Below are 15,545 nucleotides of genomic sequence, written 5' to 3'. Positions count from 1 at the left end.
GTATTAAACAAAAAGTCAGCTAGATACGATACATTAGATAACAAGTGAAAACTAACAAAGTAGAAATAAAAAACTTCTAATAGTGGATTTTATCACCTAAATAATATAAACCATGCATAGTAGTAGTTAAAAGCTGAAAAAAGAAAAAGAAGAAAACCAAAAAATAAGCAATTGAAACACCATGATGGATTAGTACATTACTATTGCTTGGGTCATAAAAAACAAAACTCTCAGGTATAAAACCTAAGAAAGACAAAAAAATACTCTGAACAGTCAAAAAAGAGAAGAGCATGCATAGAAACCTCCTTCTTGAAAGAGGCATATCTTTATATTGAGTGTTTATCAGAGTTTCAATTTTAGGGGGGTTCTCCTTAGACATAGGCTTATCAATATCTAACCGATTGAAAGTAGCCACTGCTGCTAGAGCCGCTATAAAAAAACCAGGCAGGGCTGCTAGTAGAGTTGATATTTTACCAACCAATAGATATAGATTAAAAAAATCTATGGATAATAAAAAAAACAAAACTGATGTAGTCACCAACAGGATGGAAGGCACCACCCAGTCATAAATATATTTATCGGAGTGCTTAATAAACAAGTATGATACCGGCCTAGTAAGCTGATAAATTATTATTTTATAGCTAACCATCACACACCTCCAGCATCTTCTTTAAGAAGTTCACGTTAATCTGATCATAGGAAGATTTTGGCCTAAAACTCATACCAACACGGCGCTTCTTCACGTACTTTAAATTACCGTCGTTTAAGTCATCATCAAATTCTATCTCAGTGGTATGTGAAGAACCACTTGCATCTGTAAATTTAACACGAAGTTTTTCTAAATTATATTCTTTACCATATATAATATTTCTACCAATAAATTCTCTCCAGCTTTCAAGCTTTGACAAGTCTGCATCAAGCTGAATCGCTACTTCTCTGAACTCAGGAGGAAGATCGTCTCCTATACCACGCATTTGGTTTGCTTCACCAACTAAACTGATACTGTTCATACGACCATTTTCTAAGTCTTCAAAAAACTGCTCTGAAGGATAGCCATGAAAATTAAATTTAGGCAAGATCATTCTTTTCTTTACTCTTCCTTTATTATCTAACAACCCTTCAGGGTGATCGATTGTGAAAGAGTCAGTATTTTCTTCAGCTACCAACTTACCTAGATAGTCAAAAAACGATTTTAAAGCAGCTCCCTGCAGCCCATTTGTCCTTTCTACCAAACAAACTTGACGATCGCCTTTCTTTTCCTTAAAGATTACTATGTGAGCGGAATGGTCACCACCTTCGCTCTGGGTAAGATTATTTTCATTTCTTTGCCCACTTGAAATATCTCTAACCACACTATGAGCGCTTTTTAAATTAGTAAAGTTTATCAGCAGAGCAAAAAAATCTGGAAACTGTTTTATATCCTAAAGATAAACATCCAAAGTACTACTGTTAAACATTCTACTAATAGCCGGATCAGGCTCATTATCAGCAAGATCTACTGGTTCAGCATCACTTTCTTCTGAGATGCTTTTATCAACTTTATCTAAATCCTCGTCATCTTTAACTACATATTTAGCTTTATTCTCTTTTAAAAATCCCTCCAGATAATATTCATTCTTCCCAATAGCCAGCGGCTCGGAAAAAGACTTCTTCATTCCTGACAATTCGGCAAGCATAACGTTTATATCCAAAGGCGAACGATACCTTATAGGATTACCAGAGTTATCCTTAATTCCTCGACATGTACAATAGACAGCAATGTCGTAAAAATGGACACTTTTATAGTAATTATGACGCATAACTTTCCCTAATTAAAAATTAAACCACCCGCCCAATCCGAATCTCACATCGCCCCAGAATCTCTAGATCCCCCATGTCCTACGGCTTGATCATCTCCGGCTGGTACAGTTCGTTATCACTGATCAGGTACAGCGCGCCTTCAGCCAACCGCTGCACCCGCTTGATGATCTGTTCACCAACCATAAGGTCGCCCATTAAAAAAACCTCTGCATCCGTTCAAGTTGAACCATGCCCTGCCCTGCTCATCATCTCGACCTCAAAAGCCAACATGAACGCTCTGCAACCTTCGCTTCTGTTAAGCGAGCTTAACCTACCAGGGTCATCATCACTATCTCAATAGCGCCCATTTTTTGGTTTCAATTTGCTCGCTCAAACCAACGCCGTTGCGCGGAGCCTGCCCCGAGCTTTCTTGTCACCTTTGGCTTCTCGCGCTGTGAGTACTCCGCTTTCTTCCGTACAATACCGCCAATCCCATTGATCGTGCATGAAACGACCCGCCACAAATCAGCTTTCCGTCGAGCCGCGGCTCGTCACTACCGGTTGTTCACAGCGCTCGTTTCAGCCATACCCATACTATAGCTATATATTTATACAGCTAAAGAACCGATTTCCATGACCGATTTTACGAACGAAAATAGCGCCGACCGGGGCCGCCGCTTCTCGGTGGCGCCCATGATGGACTGGACGACCCGCGATTACCGCGCGTTCGCCCGCACGTTGACCCGCCGCACCCTGCTCTACACCGAGATGGTGACCACCGGGGCAATTTTGCACGGCTCGCCGCGCGAGCGCTTTCTGGGTTACACCGAGGTGGAGCATCCGATTGCGCTGCAACTTGGCGGTAGCGACGCGGGTGAGCTCGCCGAGTGTGCGGCGATTGCCGAGCAGTGGGGCTATGACGAGGTGAACCTGAACGTGGGCTGCCCCAGCGATCGGGTGCAGAACAACCTGATCGGCGCGTGCCTGATGGGCTACCCGGAGAAGGTGGCGGCGGCGGTGAAGGCGATGCAGGCGGCGGTGTCGATTCCGGTGACGGTAAAGTGCCGGATCGGTATCGACGACCAGGACGAGGACGCGGACCTGGCGCGCTTTATCGCTATGGTGGCCGAGGCCGGCTGCACCACGTTTACCGTGCACGCGCGTAAGGCGTGGCTGCAGGGGCTGTCGCCCAAGCAGAACCGCGACGTGCCGCCGCTGAACTACCCGCGCGTACACCGCTTGAAAGCCGCGAACCCCGAGCTTCATATTGGCATTAACGGCGGCATCAAGACGCTCGAGGAGTGTCAGACGCAGCTTGCGCACGTCGATAGCGTCATGGTCGGGCGCGAGGCGTATCAGAACCCGTGGCTGCTGGCCGGAGTCGATCAGGCGATTTTCGGGGAGCCCGGCCCGGCCATGAGCCGGCTGGACGCGGCGCAGGCGTTTCGCCCGTACATCCAAACGCGGCTCGATGAAGGCGCGAAGCTCAACCACATCACCCGTCACCTGCTGGGGCTTTTCCAAGGCTGCCCGGGCGGGCGACGCTTTCGGCGTCACCTTTCCGAGCACGCTCACAAGGAAGGTGCGGGCCTGCGCCTTTATGACGATGCTCTCGGCCTGATCCGCGAGCCCGAAACCGCGGCATAAAAAAACCCGCCACGGCGTACCGTGGCGGGTGGAGCTTACTTAGCGCTTGAAAGGCTTGGCTTACTTGCCGGCCTTCTGGCGGTTTTCCATCACGCCCTTCTCGACGCGCTCGCCGATGGCCTGGTCGACGTTCTTCCAGTATTCGAACACCCGCGACAGCACCGGCTCTTCCACGCCCCCGGAAACGTGCCCGACGATGTTGTTCACCAGGCGATCACGCGCGGCGTCGTCCATCACCTTGTTGACCAAATCGTTGGCCTGGTTGAAGTCACCGTCGTCCGGGCGCAGCGTGTAGGCGGCGCGAACGAACTCGCCATCCGCTTCCCATACCGCGTCTTCCGGGAAAGCCTTCGGGTCGGCGTGGGGGCCGCCTTTGCTGTTGGGTGCGTAGACCGGGTCGGTCGAATTGGCGATACGCATCCGGCCGCCCTGGGCGTAGCTGTTCACCTGGGTTTTCGGCGCGTTGACCGGGATCTGCTGGTAGTTGACGCCCAGGCGAGCACGGTGTGCATCCGCGTAGGAAATGACGCGCGCCAGCAGCATCTTGTCCGGCGAGAAGCCGGTGCCCGGCACCGAGTTGCTCGGCTGGAACGCCGCCTGCTCGATTTCGGAGTGGAAGTCCGTCGGGTTGCGGTCGAGCGTCATCTTGCCCACTTCCTGCAGCGGGTAGTCGTCGTGCGGCCACACCTTGGTCAGATCGAACGGGTTGATGCGATAGGTCTTGGCGTCCTCGAAGGGCATGATCTGCACGTGCAGTGTCCACGTCGGGTTGTCGCCGCGCTTGATGGCGTCGAACAGGTCGCGACGGTGGTAATCCGCGTCGGTACCCGCCATTTCGTCGGCCTGTTCCTGGGTCATGCACTTGATGCCCTGGTCGGTCTTGAAGTGGTACTTGACCCAGAAGCGCTCGCTCTTGTCGTTGACCCACATGTAGGTGTGGCTGGAGTAGCCGTTCATGTGGCGCCAGCTAGCGGGTACGCCGCGATCACCCATCAGCCAAGTGACCTGGTGGGCAGACTCCGGCGAGAGCGTCCAGAAATCCCACTGCATGTCGTGATCGCGCAGGCCGTTGTCGGCTCGACGCTTTTGCGAGTGGATGAAGTGCTGGAACTTGAGCGGGTCGCGCACGAAGAACACGGGGGTGTTGTTACCCACCATGTCGAAGTTGCCGTCTTCGGTGTAAAACTTCAGCGAGAAGCCGCGCGGGTCGCGCCAGGTGTCCGGGCTGCCCGACTCACCGGCAACCGTGGAGAAGCGCGCCAGCATTTCGGTTTTCTTGCCCTTCTGCAGAAACTTGGCGCGGGTGTACTGGCTGACGTCGTGAGTGACTTCGAAATGGCCAAACGCGCCGCCGCCCTTGGCGTGGGGCTGACGGTCCGGAATCATTTCCCGGTTGAAGGCCGCCATCTGCTCCATCAGGTAGTGGTCGTGCAGTACGATCGGGCCGTCCGCGCCGACGGAAAGCGAATGCTCGTCGCTTGCTACCGGGATACCGGCGTCCGTGGTGGTGTAGTTGGATTTACCGTTTGTCATACCCTTCCTCCATGTCACGATCCGGGGCCTCGAGGGGCCACCTTTGTACGGGCCTTCTTGGCCACTAATGCGTTCTAACTGGCGCTTTGATCCACAGTTATAGCCAGGATGTCACCATCATGCCACGTGGCGACGCCAAACCCCGCCTATAGTGTCCATAGCCTTAGACGATCAGCTTCGCTTTTATCCGGGGTTTTAAACTATGACATTTCGATGGCGTATTAGTGACGCCGCCGGGGCATTTTTTTATCGACGCTCGGCGGCGCAAATCTTTCGGTACAGCACTTCAATACAGCGTTTCAATACAGCGTTTCAATACAGGTTTTCAATACAGCATTTCAATACATTGGGTCGGTGACCGGCTCGAGACTCGACTGAAAGCTCTCGATGGCGGTTTCCGCCTCTTCGATCTCGTCAAAGCGGGCGATGTGATAGAGCGCCTCGCCTTCGTTGGCCAGCGGCAAACGGCTCATGCCGATCACGATGCCGTCCGCCATCGAAACGACATCGCCTTCATCGTTGCCGAATGGGTCCGCCACTCGGCCCAGCACTTCCCCCTTGGCGACCCGCGCGCCCAGGCGCACCTTGGGGCGCAGGATGCCGTCGATCGGCGCACGCGCCCAGCTCGAGCCGTTGGCAAGCTCCGCCGGGGCAGGCAGGCGGCGGCGCTGCTCGCCGGACAGCATCTTGAGCCGGCGCATCACGCGTAGAATGCCGCGCACGCCCGGAGCGATCGCCCACTCGTCAAAGCGCAGCGCCTCGCCGGCCTCGTAGGTGAGTACGGGAATGCCGCGGGACTGGGCGTAGTGGCGCAGGCTGCCCTCGCGAAGCTCGGCGTTGAGCACCACCGGCGCGCCGAAGGCGTCGGCCATGCGCGCGGTTTCGCTGTCGGGTTCGAGCTGAGCGCGAATCTGCGGCAGGTTGGTGCGGTGAATGGCGCCGGTGTGCAGGTCGATGATATGCGTGGCGTGATCGACGATCTCCTCGCGCAACAGCGCGGCGATGCGCCCGCCGAGCGAGCCCTTGTCACTCCCCGGAAAGCAGCGGTTCAAATCGCGCCGGTCGGGCAGATAGCGGGTTTGCTGCAAAAAGCCGAAAACGTTGACGACGGGCACGGCGATTAGCGTACCGCTCAGGCTATTGATCGAGCGCGAGCGCAGAAGCCGGCGCACGATCTCGACGCCGTTGATCTCGTCGCCGTGAATGCCGCCGCACACCAGCATGACAGGCCCCTCGCGGCGCCCGTGGACGACCTCGATGGAGATATGCAGCGGCGTGTGGGTGTAAAGCCGCGCCACCGGCACGTCGATTTGTAGCCGTTGGCCGGGCTGAAGGGTGTGGCCTGCGATCTGAAACGGGGCTTGTGCCATGAGCACTCCTGATGAGGCGTCGGCGCGCACTGCGAGCGCCGGTGCTGGATAATCTATCGCTTATCGGCCGCTTAAGGCGTTGATTGAGCGCGCGAATGACGTCGGTCAGTTAACCATACAGTTTTGAATGTAAAACGGCGGTGTTTAAGATAAAATATCGCTCCTTCGACGTCGTTACCAGGGTTGCGTTTATGGCTAGAAAAACCAAGGCAGAAGCGGCCGCTACGCGCGAAGCGTTGCTGGACGCGGCCGAAGAGGTGTTTTTCGATAAAGGCGTCGCGCGTACCTCGCTCGAGCAGGTGGCCCGGCACGCCGGCGTTACTCGCGGAGCGGTTTACTGGCATTTCAAAAACAAGGGCGATCTGTTCATGGCGCTGATCGAGCGCGTGCGCATGCCCTTTCAGTCGCTGGTCGAAGAGGTTCAAAACGTCGACCCGGACATTTTACCGCTGGATGCCGTACACCGCGCATGCCTGGCCGGCATGAGCCGCTTGGAGCAGCCTCACTACCGGCGCACGCTCTCGATTTTGCTGCACCGCTGCGAGTTCTTTAGCGATATCAACCCGCTCGAAATGCAAAACGAGATCAACGAAGAGTGTTTCGACGAAATGCTTTGTCTGTTCAAAGCGGCCTACGAGCAGCACCAGCTTCGCGAAGGCCTGACCCCGGAAGTGGCGACCCGGCTCTTGCAGGCAGCGCTCGGCGGGTTATTTCACGACTGGCTGCGCACGCCGGACCGCTACTCGCTCAGCGAGCGCGGCGCCGAGATCATCGACGCTCTTATTTTGCTGATAAGACGTTAGCGTGGTTATAGCCCACAGCGTCCAGCAAAAAGCCCGCCTCTTGGCGGGCTTTTGCGTGATAGTCAGAACAGAAACCTTTTAGTTCGAGTGCGCCGTTTCCTGATGCTTGTGACGCAAACGCAGCTGATTCAGGCGCTCGCGCGTCTCCATGTAGGTTTGTACTTCCACGCTACGGTACGCCCCCTCATCTTTTAGATATTTCACTAGTACCCGGCGCTCGCCTTCGGTAAAGGCATCGTCGTGTTTGCAGTGAAGGTTTACCTTACAGCCCGGTTTCCCGTCGACCACGGCCTCGGCATGCTCTGCACCGTTGAGCGCGGTCACCTTCACGGTCACACCTAAAAGGCTTCGCCGCTTGAAGGGCGCGAAGCGATAAAGCCCGCGTGCCAGGCCCTGGCAAATAGCGGCGGCCAATGGGGATGCTACGGCCAGTGTGGCCCAGAGAATCACCACGCCCAGCGGCACGCGCAGCATGCCCAGATCCAACGAGCTCAGCACCAAGAGCTCCAGAGCCAGCGAAAGCGCACCGGCGAGCAGTATCAAAACGGTCAGCGCGAGCGTGGCGGGTACGCCGATAAAGCCAAGCGATACCAGCGTGCTGGCCATGTGGTCATCGCGCAGGCTGTCGCGCTCGAAAAGCTCCAGCGGTGCCAGTCGGATCAGTACCAGCAGCCAGTAAAGCGCTAAAAGGCCCAGCACGAAGGTGAAAACGATGGTCGGGAAGTTCAGGGCGGCCGAAAGGATCGGTTGCATGGCGTGCCTCCTCCAGGTGGTTGCCTGGTCGGTTTGGCCTGCTGTTATGGTATTGGATGCAGACTCAAACGTTTCATTAGCAAGTTTAGATCAAACTACTCGCCTCTGCCCAAGCGCGCCTTGACACCAATCAAGCGGGCAAAAAAAAGCGGGCCCGAAGGCCCGCCTGCATTACCGCGCGATCACTGAGGATCGTGGGCGATGCGATCATCATGCTCGCCGCGCCCGTCACTTTGGTCGCGCCGGTCGTTTTGATCGTGCTGTTTGCCCCGCGTCTTGCGCCGCAGCCAGTCGGCGCTGTAGGCGATCATGGCGTAGAACGTGGGAACGAACAGGCTGCCCAGAATCGCTACCGACGCCATGCCTACGGCTACCGTGGTGCCGATATGGTGACTGCTCACGTCACTCGCGCCGGTAGCCAGTGCCAGCGGCAGCGTGCCGAAGATGAACGCGAGCGAGGTCATGACGATCGGCCTAAAGCGCAGCTCCGCCGCGGTAATGGCCGCTTCACGAATGCTCTTGCCCTCTTCCTTGCGCTGAAGCTCGGCGAACTCGACGATCAGGATGGCGTTCTTCGCCGCCAGCCCCACGACCACCAGCATACCGATCTGCACGTAGACACTGGTGTCCAGCCCACGTAGCGCAATACCGGCGATACCGCCAAGAAAGGCGAACGGGGTGGCGGTCAATACCGCCAGCGGCAGCGCCCAGCTTTCGTACTGCGCCGCCAGGATCAAAAACACCATCAGAATACCGAACACGATGGCAATCATGGCGGCATTGCCCAGGTTCGCTTCCTGATACGCGGTACCGGTCCAGCCCATGCCCCAGTTCGGGCCGAGGGTGTCGAGCACGACCTCTTCCATCGCCTGGATCGCCTGCGCCGAGCTGTAGCCCGGCGCGGCGCCGCCCTGGAACTGGGCGCCGGTGTAGACCCCAAAGCGCGAGACCACCGACGCGCCGACCTGGCGTTCCAAAGTCACGAACTCCGAGAGCGGAATACGATCGCCGCTGCCGCCACGCACGTAGACATTGTTCAAGTCGTCCGGCGTTTTACGGAATTCGTCCTCGTTTTGCAGATACACCTGGAAGTTACGGTTCTGGTAACTGAAGTAGTTAACGAAGCCGTTACCGAAGGTGTTGGCGAGCGCCGAGTTGATGTTCTCGAGCGCGACGCCATAGCTCAGCGCCTTCTGCTGGTCGATGTGGGCCTTGTAGGACGGCACGTTGACGTTGAACGTCGAGAAGACCCGGGAGAGCATCGGGTGCTGATTCGCCGCGCCCATGACCTGAAGCGAGGCTTCGTAAAGCTCGCGGGTCGAGGCGCCGTCGAAGGACTGCAGGTAGCCGGTGAAACCGCCGGTGGTCGAAAGCCCCATGATCGGCGGCACGTTGAACGCCATGGCGCTACCGCCATCGATACTGGCCCCCAGCTGCATGATGCGCCCAACCAGCGCGTCGGCGGTCAAGTCACGCTCGCCCCAGGGCAGCATATTGACGAAGATGACCCCGCGCGCGGTGTTGACCGCACTGGCCAGAAGGTCGTAGCCCGCCACGGCCGAGGCGTACTCGACGCCCTCGATCTTTTCGATCTCGGCGCTGAGTTTCGCCATGTAGGTCTGGGTACGGTCGAGCGAGGCGGCGTCCGGCAGCGATACGCTGGCAAGCACAATACCCTGGTCGGTTTCCGGCACCAGCGTGGAGGGCGTGGACACGTACATCCAGTACGAGCCCGCGCCGATGGCTACGGTGATCGCCAGTGCCAAGAGCCAAAAGCGTACCAGCTTTTTCACACACCACATGTAGGCCGCGGTAATACCGGCGAACAGGCGATCGAACAGGCGCAGCGGCGTGCGAATGGCGCGGCGAAACTTCGACGGCCGGTCGTGATTGAGGTTGTGCTTGATGAAGATCGCCGACAGCGCCGGGGTGAACGTCAACGCCATCAGCGCCGACAGCGCCACCGAGATCGACACGGTAATCGCGAACTGCTGATAGATCTGCCCGGTGAAACCACCCAAAAACGCCACCGGCACGAACACCGCTGCCATGATCAGCGAGGTCGCGATGACCGGCCCGCCCACTTCGCGCATGGCCTGAATCGTCGCGTCGCGCACGGTGATGTCTTCGTCTTCACTGATCACGCGCTCGACGTTTTCGACCACCAGAATCGCGTCATCGACCACGATCCCGATCGACAGCACCAGCGCGAACAGCGTCAGCAGGTTGATCGAGTAGCCAAGCACGTAAAACCCGGCGAAGGTGCCGATGACTGCCACCGGCACCACCGACATGGCGATGACGGTAAAGCGCCAGTTCTGCAAAAAGATGAACAGAATCACGGCCACGATCAAAAACGCTTCGATGAAGGTGTGAAGCACCGTTTCCACGGAAGCATCGATGAACAGCGTCGTGTCGTAAGGCGTGACGTACTCGAGCCCCGGCGGGAAGCGGGATTTCAGATCCTCCATGGTCGAGCGCACCGCTTCGGCGGTGGAGAGCGCGTTGGCGCCAGGCTGCTGGTTGATGATGATCGGCGTCATGGTGGCGCCGTTCAAACGCGCATCCACACCGTAGAACGATGCGCCGAGCTCGATGCGGGCCACGTCCTGCAGGCGCAGCGACGAGCCGTCCGGATTGGTACGCAGATAGATGTTACGAAACTCGTCCGGGTCGGTCAGTCGCCCGCCGGCGGTGATCGTATAGGTGTAGGCGCGCGGCTCACCCTGCGGCGCCGAGGCCAGGTTACCCGCGGGAATCTCGGTGTTCTGCGTACGCACGGCGCTGGCGACTTCGCTCGGCGTCAGGTCGTACTGCGCCAGCTTGTCCGGGTCCATCCAGATGCGCATGGCGAACTCGCCGCCGCCGAGCACCTCGGCATTGCCCACGCCTGGCACCTGGCGCAGCTCGTCGAGGATGTTCAGCGTGGCGTAGTTTTGCATGTAGACGCGGTTGTAGTCGCCGTTGGGCGAGATCAACGCCACCAGCATCAGAATCGAGTCCGAGCGCAGCTCGACCTGCACCCCTTGTGACTGCACCTGCTCGGGCAGTTGAGAAAGCGCGCCCTGAACGCGGTTGTTGACGTTGATGGTGTTGATGTCGCCGTCGGTGCCGATGTTGAACGCCACACTCAGGCTCATGGAGCCGTTGTCGGAGCTGTTCGAGGTCATGTAGAGCATGTCCTCGACACCGTTGATCGCCTCGGCCAAGGGTGCTGCCACCGTTTGCGCCACGGTTTCGGCGTCGGCGCCGGGAAACTGCGCCTGAACCGACACCGTCGGCGGCACCACGCTTGGATACTGCTCGATCGGCAGTATGCGCATGGACATCGCGCCGATCAGCGTAACGATAATCGCCAGTACCGTGGCGAATATCGGTCGGCTGATGAAGAAGTTAGAGAAGTTCATTATTGCGCACCCTCTTCTCCCTCACCCGTCGGCATGCCGCCGCCGGCCATGTCGGAGGCCTGCTCGGCCTGCTCACGCTCTTCGCGCGCCTCGGCCTCTTCGACGTCCTCGACAATATCGTCGGCGTCGCCATCGAAAGGCTGCGGGTCGATGGCCATGCCCGGCTCGATGCCGGATGGATCGCCGACGATCACACGTTCGCCCTCTTCCAGCCCGTCGACGATGATCTGCCAGGGGCCGGCCACGTCACCGAGCTGCACGGTGCGCTCGCGGGCCTTGTCTTCGTCGTCCAGGGTGTAAACCCGCGGGCCCATCAGGCCCTGCGTGACGGCGATTTCCGGCACGGCGATCACGCTATAGCGCTTGAGACCGTCCAGACGTACGCGCACGAACTGGCCCGGAAGCACGGCGGCATCCGGGTTGTCGAAGGTGGCCGACGCCTGCACGGTGCTGGTGCCGTTGTCCACGCGCGAACCCAGAAAGTCCAGCTCGCCGGCGAGTTCGGCGTCGTCGCTGCCGCTCAAGCCGGGCACGGTCAACCGCGCGATGATGGTCGAATTGGTGTCGCTGTCGCGTAGCTGACGGCGAAGCTCGAAGGCGTCGCGCTGGGGCAGTTGAAAGCGGACTTCGAGCGGGTCGAGCGGAGTGATGGTGGCAAGCTCGGTGCCGCTGGTGACCACGTTGCCCAGGTTGATCTGGCTCAGGCTGATCATGCCGCCGACCGGGGCGGTCACGTCGGCGTAGTCCAGGTCCAGGTTGGCGCTGGAAAGCGCCGCTTCGGCCTGGGCGACGCTTGCCTGGGCGACGCGCTGGTCGGCCTGGGCCTGGTCGTACTGCTGGCGGCTCACCGAGTTCTGACGCAACAGTTGCTCGAAGCGCTCGGCGTCGCGTTGGGCACGCGCGTACTCGGCCCGCGCGCTTTGCAGATCGGCCTGACGCTGATTTACCGTCGCCTGATAGCGGTCGGGCTCGATGGTGTAGAGCGAATCGCCCTGCTCGACCATCTGGCCGGGCTCGAACAGTCGCTCCTCGAGCGCGCCGTCGACCCGGGCGATGACCACGACTTCATTGTCGCTTCGCAAAAGCGAGGGATAGGATTGATCGATCGGCAGATCCTGGCGCTCCACCTCGGCTACCGCCACCTTGTGCGGTGGCTTCTCCTCGGAGGATTGCTGCTGCTGTTGAGGCTCTTCATCACCACCGCAGGCCGTCAGCGCCAGCGCCGCGATCAGCGTCACTAGACTCGCTCTCGTTGAGTGAATCGCTCTTCTCATGCGTCGAATTCCCATGTATGACTCTTTTTTGGCGATCAATGATCGATGGATCGCACTTCTGACGACCGGCGTTCTGGTGACCGGTGTTCTGATAATCGAGGCTTCAAGGGCCTGCCAGGCGATGCCGCCGGTCAGGCCCTCTAATATCAATAGCCGCCGGGCTGACCGGCACCCACGCCGCCGCTACCAATCCCAGGCTGACTCGCCCCCTGCGGAGAGCCGCCCTGCTGATACCCGCCGCCCTGCTGATAGCCGCCCTGCGGGGAGCCGCCCTGCTGGTAACCGCCGGGGCCGTAGCCACCGTCGTAACCGCCGCCATAGCCACCGTAGCCACCGGGCTGGCGACGCGCGGGGGCGTACTCGGCCGCGGAATAGGTCGTGGAGGAAGAAGAGGATTCGCGCCGTGGCGGGGCGCCGATGTCCATCGCGTTCTCGTAGCGGTCGCCGTCGCTGGTTTCAGGCAGCGTGAAATTGACGTCTTCGCCGGTCAGCCAGCCGTTGACCTCCTCGAGCGCCGCCACGTCCAGAAGCCCGGACTGCTGGCGCAGGGAGAGCAGGTTGATGACGTAGTCGTAGCGTGACTCGGCGTAGTTGGCGATCGCGTTGTACAGGTTCTGCTCGGCGTTGAGCACGTCGACGATGTTACGCGTGCCCACCTCGTAGCCGGCCTGGGTCGCTTCCAGCGCGCTTCGGGTGGAAACGATCGCCTGTTGGCGCGCGTCGACGGTTTCGACGTTGTTGCTCACCTGAGTGTAAAGCGAGCGCACCTGCTGAATGGTGGTGCGGCGCTGGGATTCGAAATCGTACTGGCTGCTTTCGAGCTGGAAGGTGTTCTGGCGAATGTTGGCGCTGGTGCTACCACCGGTGTAGAGCGGCACGCTCGCCGACACGCCGACCTGGCCCGAGGCGTCGTGGCCGCTCAGGTAGTCGATATCGGAATCGGCGTACTGGTAGTTGGCGAAGGCCGAAAGCGTCGGCAGCCGCCCGGCGCGGGCGATCTCGACGCCGGCGCGGGAAACCTCGATACCGGCGCGCTGGGCCAGCACCTCGGGGTTTCGCTCGAGCGCTTGGTCGACCCAGTAGTCGCGCTCGCTGGGTGCCGGCAGGCCAATGGGCATGTCACCGAGGGATTCGATATTGGCGTAGCGGCGCCCGGTGAGCCGCTCCAGGGCTTCGAAAGCGACCTGCAGGTTGCTCTCGGCGGTGATCCGCTCAGCGCGAGCCTGGTCGAAGCTCGAACGCGCCTCTTCCACTTCGGTAATGGCGATCAGCCCAACCTCGAACTGTTCGCTGGACTGCTCGAGCTGACGGCCGATCGCCCGCTCCTGGGCGCGCCTGGCTTCGAGCACCTCGTAGGCGCGAAGAATATCGAAATAGGCCGTAACGACATCGATCAGAAGCTGCTGCTCGGTCGCCGCCAGGATGTAAACCTGCTGGTCGATCTGGCGCTCGGCCTGGTCGACCTGACGCGCCGTCGCGGCGTTAAAAAGCGCCTGAGTGGCCTCGAGCGACAGCGACAATGAGTTGTAGCTATCCTCCTGGCCACGCCCGCCGCCGGTTGCGGCACCTGCGCCGCCGCCGGTAGGTGCGCCGGTTTCCAAACCACCCGCTGACTGGCTTTCGAACTGGCGATTGTGCGCCGCGTTACCCGAGGCGCTCACCTGGGGCAAAAGCTCGCCGCCCACGACGTCGCGAGCCGCTTCGACACCGGAAAACTCGGAGCGGGCGGAGGCGAGTTCGGCGTTGTTATTGAGCGCGTCGCGGGTAATGGTGATCAGATCCGCCGCTTGAACGGGCAGCGCGATCGAGCTTGCCAGTACGGCTAACATTAAAGGGCGAAGGGGGGCATTGACTGCCCAGTGTGCCAGTCGCATGGGAGTGCCTCTAGGTGTCAACGTGGAATGGTGCGCCACACAGTGAGCGTGTGAAAGGGTGGCATTATAGTTACATTCATGTATGTATGCTAGCCTTGAAGTTCGACCAAAACTGTGTCCGGCCAAACGTCAAGTCTAACGCAACTTACTTTAGTCAAACGCGTAAAAAGTACGCTTTTCTCGCGCCCGTTTTTCGCCCGCCCTTCCCTCTCAGACGCTCGAGCGCTCCAGCGTTTTTACACAGCGCTCGACCCCGCCAAGGTACATGTCGCCAAACAGCAGCACGTGATTGAGCAGCGGATAGAGCTGAAAAAGCGCTTCGCGACGGGGCCAGTCCTGCGGGGCGAAGCCGTTCCAGTAGGCATCGAAAAACGCAGCGCCGGGCTCGCCAAACAGCGTCAGCATGGCGATATCCACCTCGGGATAGTGGCGATACACTGCGGGGTCGATTAGCGCGGGACCCCGAGCGGTATAAAGCACGTTACCCGTCCAGAGATCGCCGTGCACTAGACACGGCGAGGCGTCCGGCAGCCACTGTTCGAGCGTTTGCGCCTGAGTGTTGATGCGCGCGTAAAGCTCAGGGGTGATAAGGCGCTGATCGAGGCAGGCGCGAGCGAGTGCCAGCAGGCGGCGCTCGCGCTGGAAAGCGCGGCCGTCGCTCATGGGCGCGTTGGGTTGGGGCGTGCGTCCGCAGGCGTTGTCGTGTAGCCAGCCGTGCTCGCTGCCGATCACGGCGTGAAGCTCGCGAAGCCCTTCGCCAAGCTGGATATCCCCCAGGCGAGAGCGGGGTACGGTGTGCAGCGCCTCGATTACCAGCCACTCGCCGGCCTGGCCGAGCACCTCGGGGATGATCAGCGAGCTGCCCGCTCCTTTCAGCGCGCGAAGCCCTTCGGCCTCGCCGCGTAGGCGCGCCGGGTCGTCCTGCTTGATCACCACCGTCCCCTCGGCGGTGTCGAGCTCGAACACCGCGGCGATATCGCCGCCGCTCAAGGGCGTCAAGCCACCGCGGGGCGAAAGCTGCAGCACGCTTAGAATCTCGAGTAGCTCGGCGTTCATGGCGCTCTCCCCGTGGTCGATGGCAGCCTCGATCGAACAATGGATCGAG

General features: G+C 59.1%; 11 protein-coding genes and 1 pseudogene. 2 read left to right on the top strand and 10 right to left on the bottom strand.

The window, feature by feature from the left end; all coding sequences use genetic code 11:
* Nucleotides 1-76 precede the first annotated feature (76 nt).
* The 3 genes from MQW23_RS04740 to MQW23_RS04730 form a co-directional block, all read right to left on the bottom strand.
* A complete protein-coding gene (locus MQW23_RS04740) occupies nucleotides 77-649 on the bottom strand; it encodes a hypothetical protein (protein WP_252106660.1) in 573 nt (190 codons plus the stop codon).
* Nucleotides 642-1,352 carry a hypothetical protein gene (locus MQW23_RS04735; protein ID WP_252106659.1) on the bottom strand — a complete coding sequence of 237 codons (711 nt, stop codon included), beginning with the start codon at nucleotides 1,350-1,352 and terminating at the stop codon, nucleotides 642-644. Before MQW23_RS04735 ends, MQW23_RS04740 begins: the two co-directional genes overlap by 8 nt.
* 69 nt (nucleotides 1,353-1,421) lie before the next feature.
* The gene (locus MQW23_RS04730; protein ID WP_252106658.1) at nucleotides 1,422-1,799 is read right to left on the bottom strand and encodes a hypothetical protein; all 378 of its coding nucleotides are present in this window, start codon (nucleotides 1,797-1,799) and stop codon (nucleotides 1,422-1,424) included.
* A 613-nt stretch (nucleotides 1,800-2,412) separates the two neighbouring features.
* Here MQW23_RS04730 and dusA point away from each other — a divergent pair.
* A complete protein-coding gene (gene dusA, locus MQW23_RS04725; protein WP_252106657.1) occupies nucleotides 2,413-3,426 on the top strand; it encodes a tRNA dihydrouridine(20/20a) synthase DusA in 1,014 nt (337 codons plus the stop codon).
* Nucleotides 3,427-3,486: 60 nt separating this feature from the next.
* Here the strand turns inward: dusA and MQW23_RS04720 are convergent, their stop codons facing one another.
* Complete coding sequence (locus MQW23_RS04720) at nucleotides 3,487-4,959, bottom strand: catalase (protein ID WP_252106656.1); 1,473 nt, start codon at nucleotides 4,957-4,959, stop codon at nucleotides 3,487-3,489.
* A 338-nt stretch (nucleotides 4,960-5,297) separates the two neighbouring features.
* Nucleotides 5,298-6,329 (bottom strand): succinylglutamate desuccinylase/aspartoacylase family protein, encoded by a 1,032-nt coding sequence (locus MQW23_RS04715; RefSeq protein ID WP_252106655.1) that lies wholly within the window; start codon nucleotides 6,327-6,329, stop codon nucleotides 5,298-5,300.
* 191 nt (nucleotides 6,330-6,520) lie between these two features.
* Here MQW23_RS04715 and MQW23_RS04710 point away from each other — a divergent pair, with 191 nt between their 5' ends.
* Nucleotides 6,521-7,132: a TetR family transcriptional regulator gene (locus MQW23_RS04710; RefSeq protein WP_252106654.1), complete on the top strand. Its 612-nt coding sequence runs from the start codon at nucleotides 6,521-6,523 to the stop codon at nucleotides 7,130-7,132.
* 78 nt (nucleotides 7,133-7,210) lie between these two features.
* On the opposite strand, the gene MQW23_RS04705 is transcribed toward MQW23_RS04710, so the two are convergent.
* The 5 genes and pseudogenes from MQW23_RS04705 to MQW23_RS04685 form a co-directional block, all read right to left on the bottom strand.
* Nucleotides 7,211-7,885 (bottom strand): hypothetical protein, encoded by a 675-nt coding sequence (locus MQW23_RS04705; RefSeq protein ID WP_252106653.1) that lies wholly within the window; start codon nucleotides 7,883-7,885, stop codon nucleotides 7,211-7,213.
* 182 nt (nucleotides 7,886-8,067) lie between these two features.
* The gene (locus MQW23_RS04700; RefSeq protein WP_252106652.1) at nucleotides 8,068-11,292 is read right to left on the bottom strand and encodes an efflux RND transporter permease subunit; all 3,225 of its coding nucleotides are present in this window, start codon (nucleotides 11,290-11,292) and stop codon (nucleotides 8,068-8,070) included.
* Nucleotides 11,292-12,566 carry an efflux RND transporter periplasmic adaptor subunit gene (locus MQW23_RS04695; RefSeq protein WP_252106651.1) on the bottom strand — a complete coding sequence of 425 codons (1,275 nt, stop codon included), beginning with the start codon at nucleotides 12,564-12,566 and terminating at the stop codon, nucleotides 11,292-11,294. The genes MQW23_RS04700 and MQW23_RS04695 overlap by 1 nt, the downstream gene beginning before the upstream one ends.
* A gap of 404 nt (nucleotides 12,567-12,970) precedes the next feature.
* Nucleotides 12,971-14,440: pseudogene (locus MQW23_RS04690) on the bottom strand (TolC family outer membrane protein); the annotation flags it as partial.
* A gap of 210 nt (nucleotides 14,441-14,650) precedes the next feature.
* Nucleotides 14,651-15,496 carry a fructosamine kinase family protein gene (locus tag MQW23_RS04685; protein WP_252106650.1) on the bottom strand — a complete coding sequence of 282 codons (846 nt, stop codon included), beginning with the start codon at nucleotides 15,494-15,496 and terminating at the stop codon, nucleotides 14,651-14,653.
* Nucleotides 15,497-15,545 lie beyond the last annotated feature (49 nt).

The sequence above is a fragment of the Halomonas sp. S3-1-1 genome (genome assembly GCF_023757625.1).
Taxonomy (GTDB): domain Bacteria; phylum Pseudomonadota; class Gammaproteobacteria; order Pseudomonadales; family Halomonadaceae; genus Vreelandella.
The sequence above is the reverse complement of the archived record's forward strand: the minus strand, read 5'-3'. Positions and strand labels throughout refer to the sequence as shown.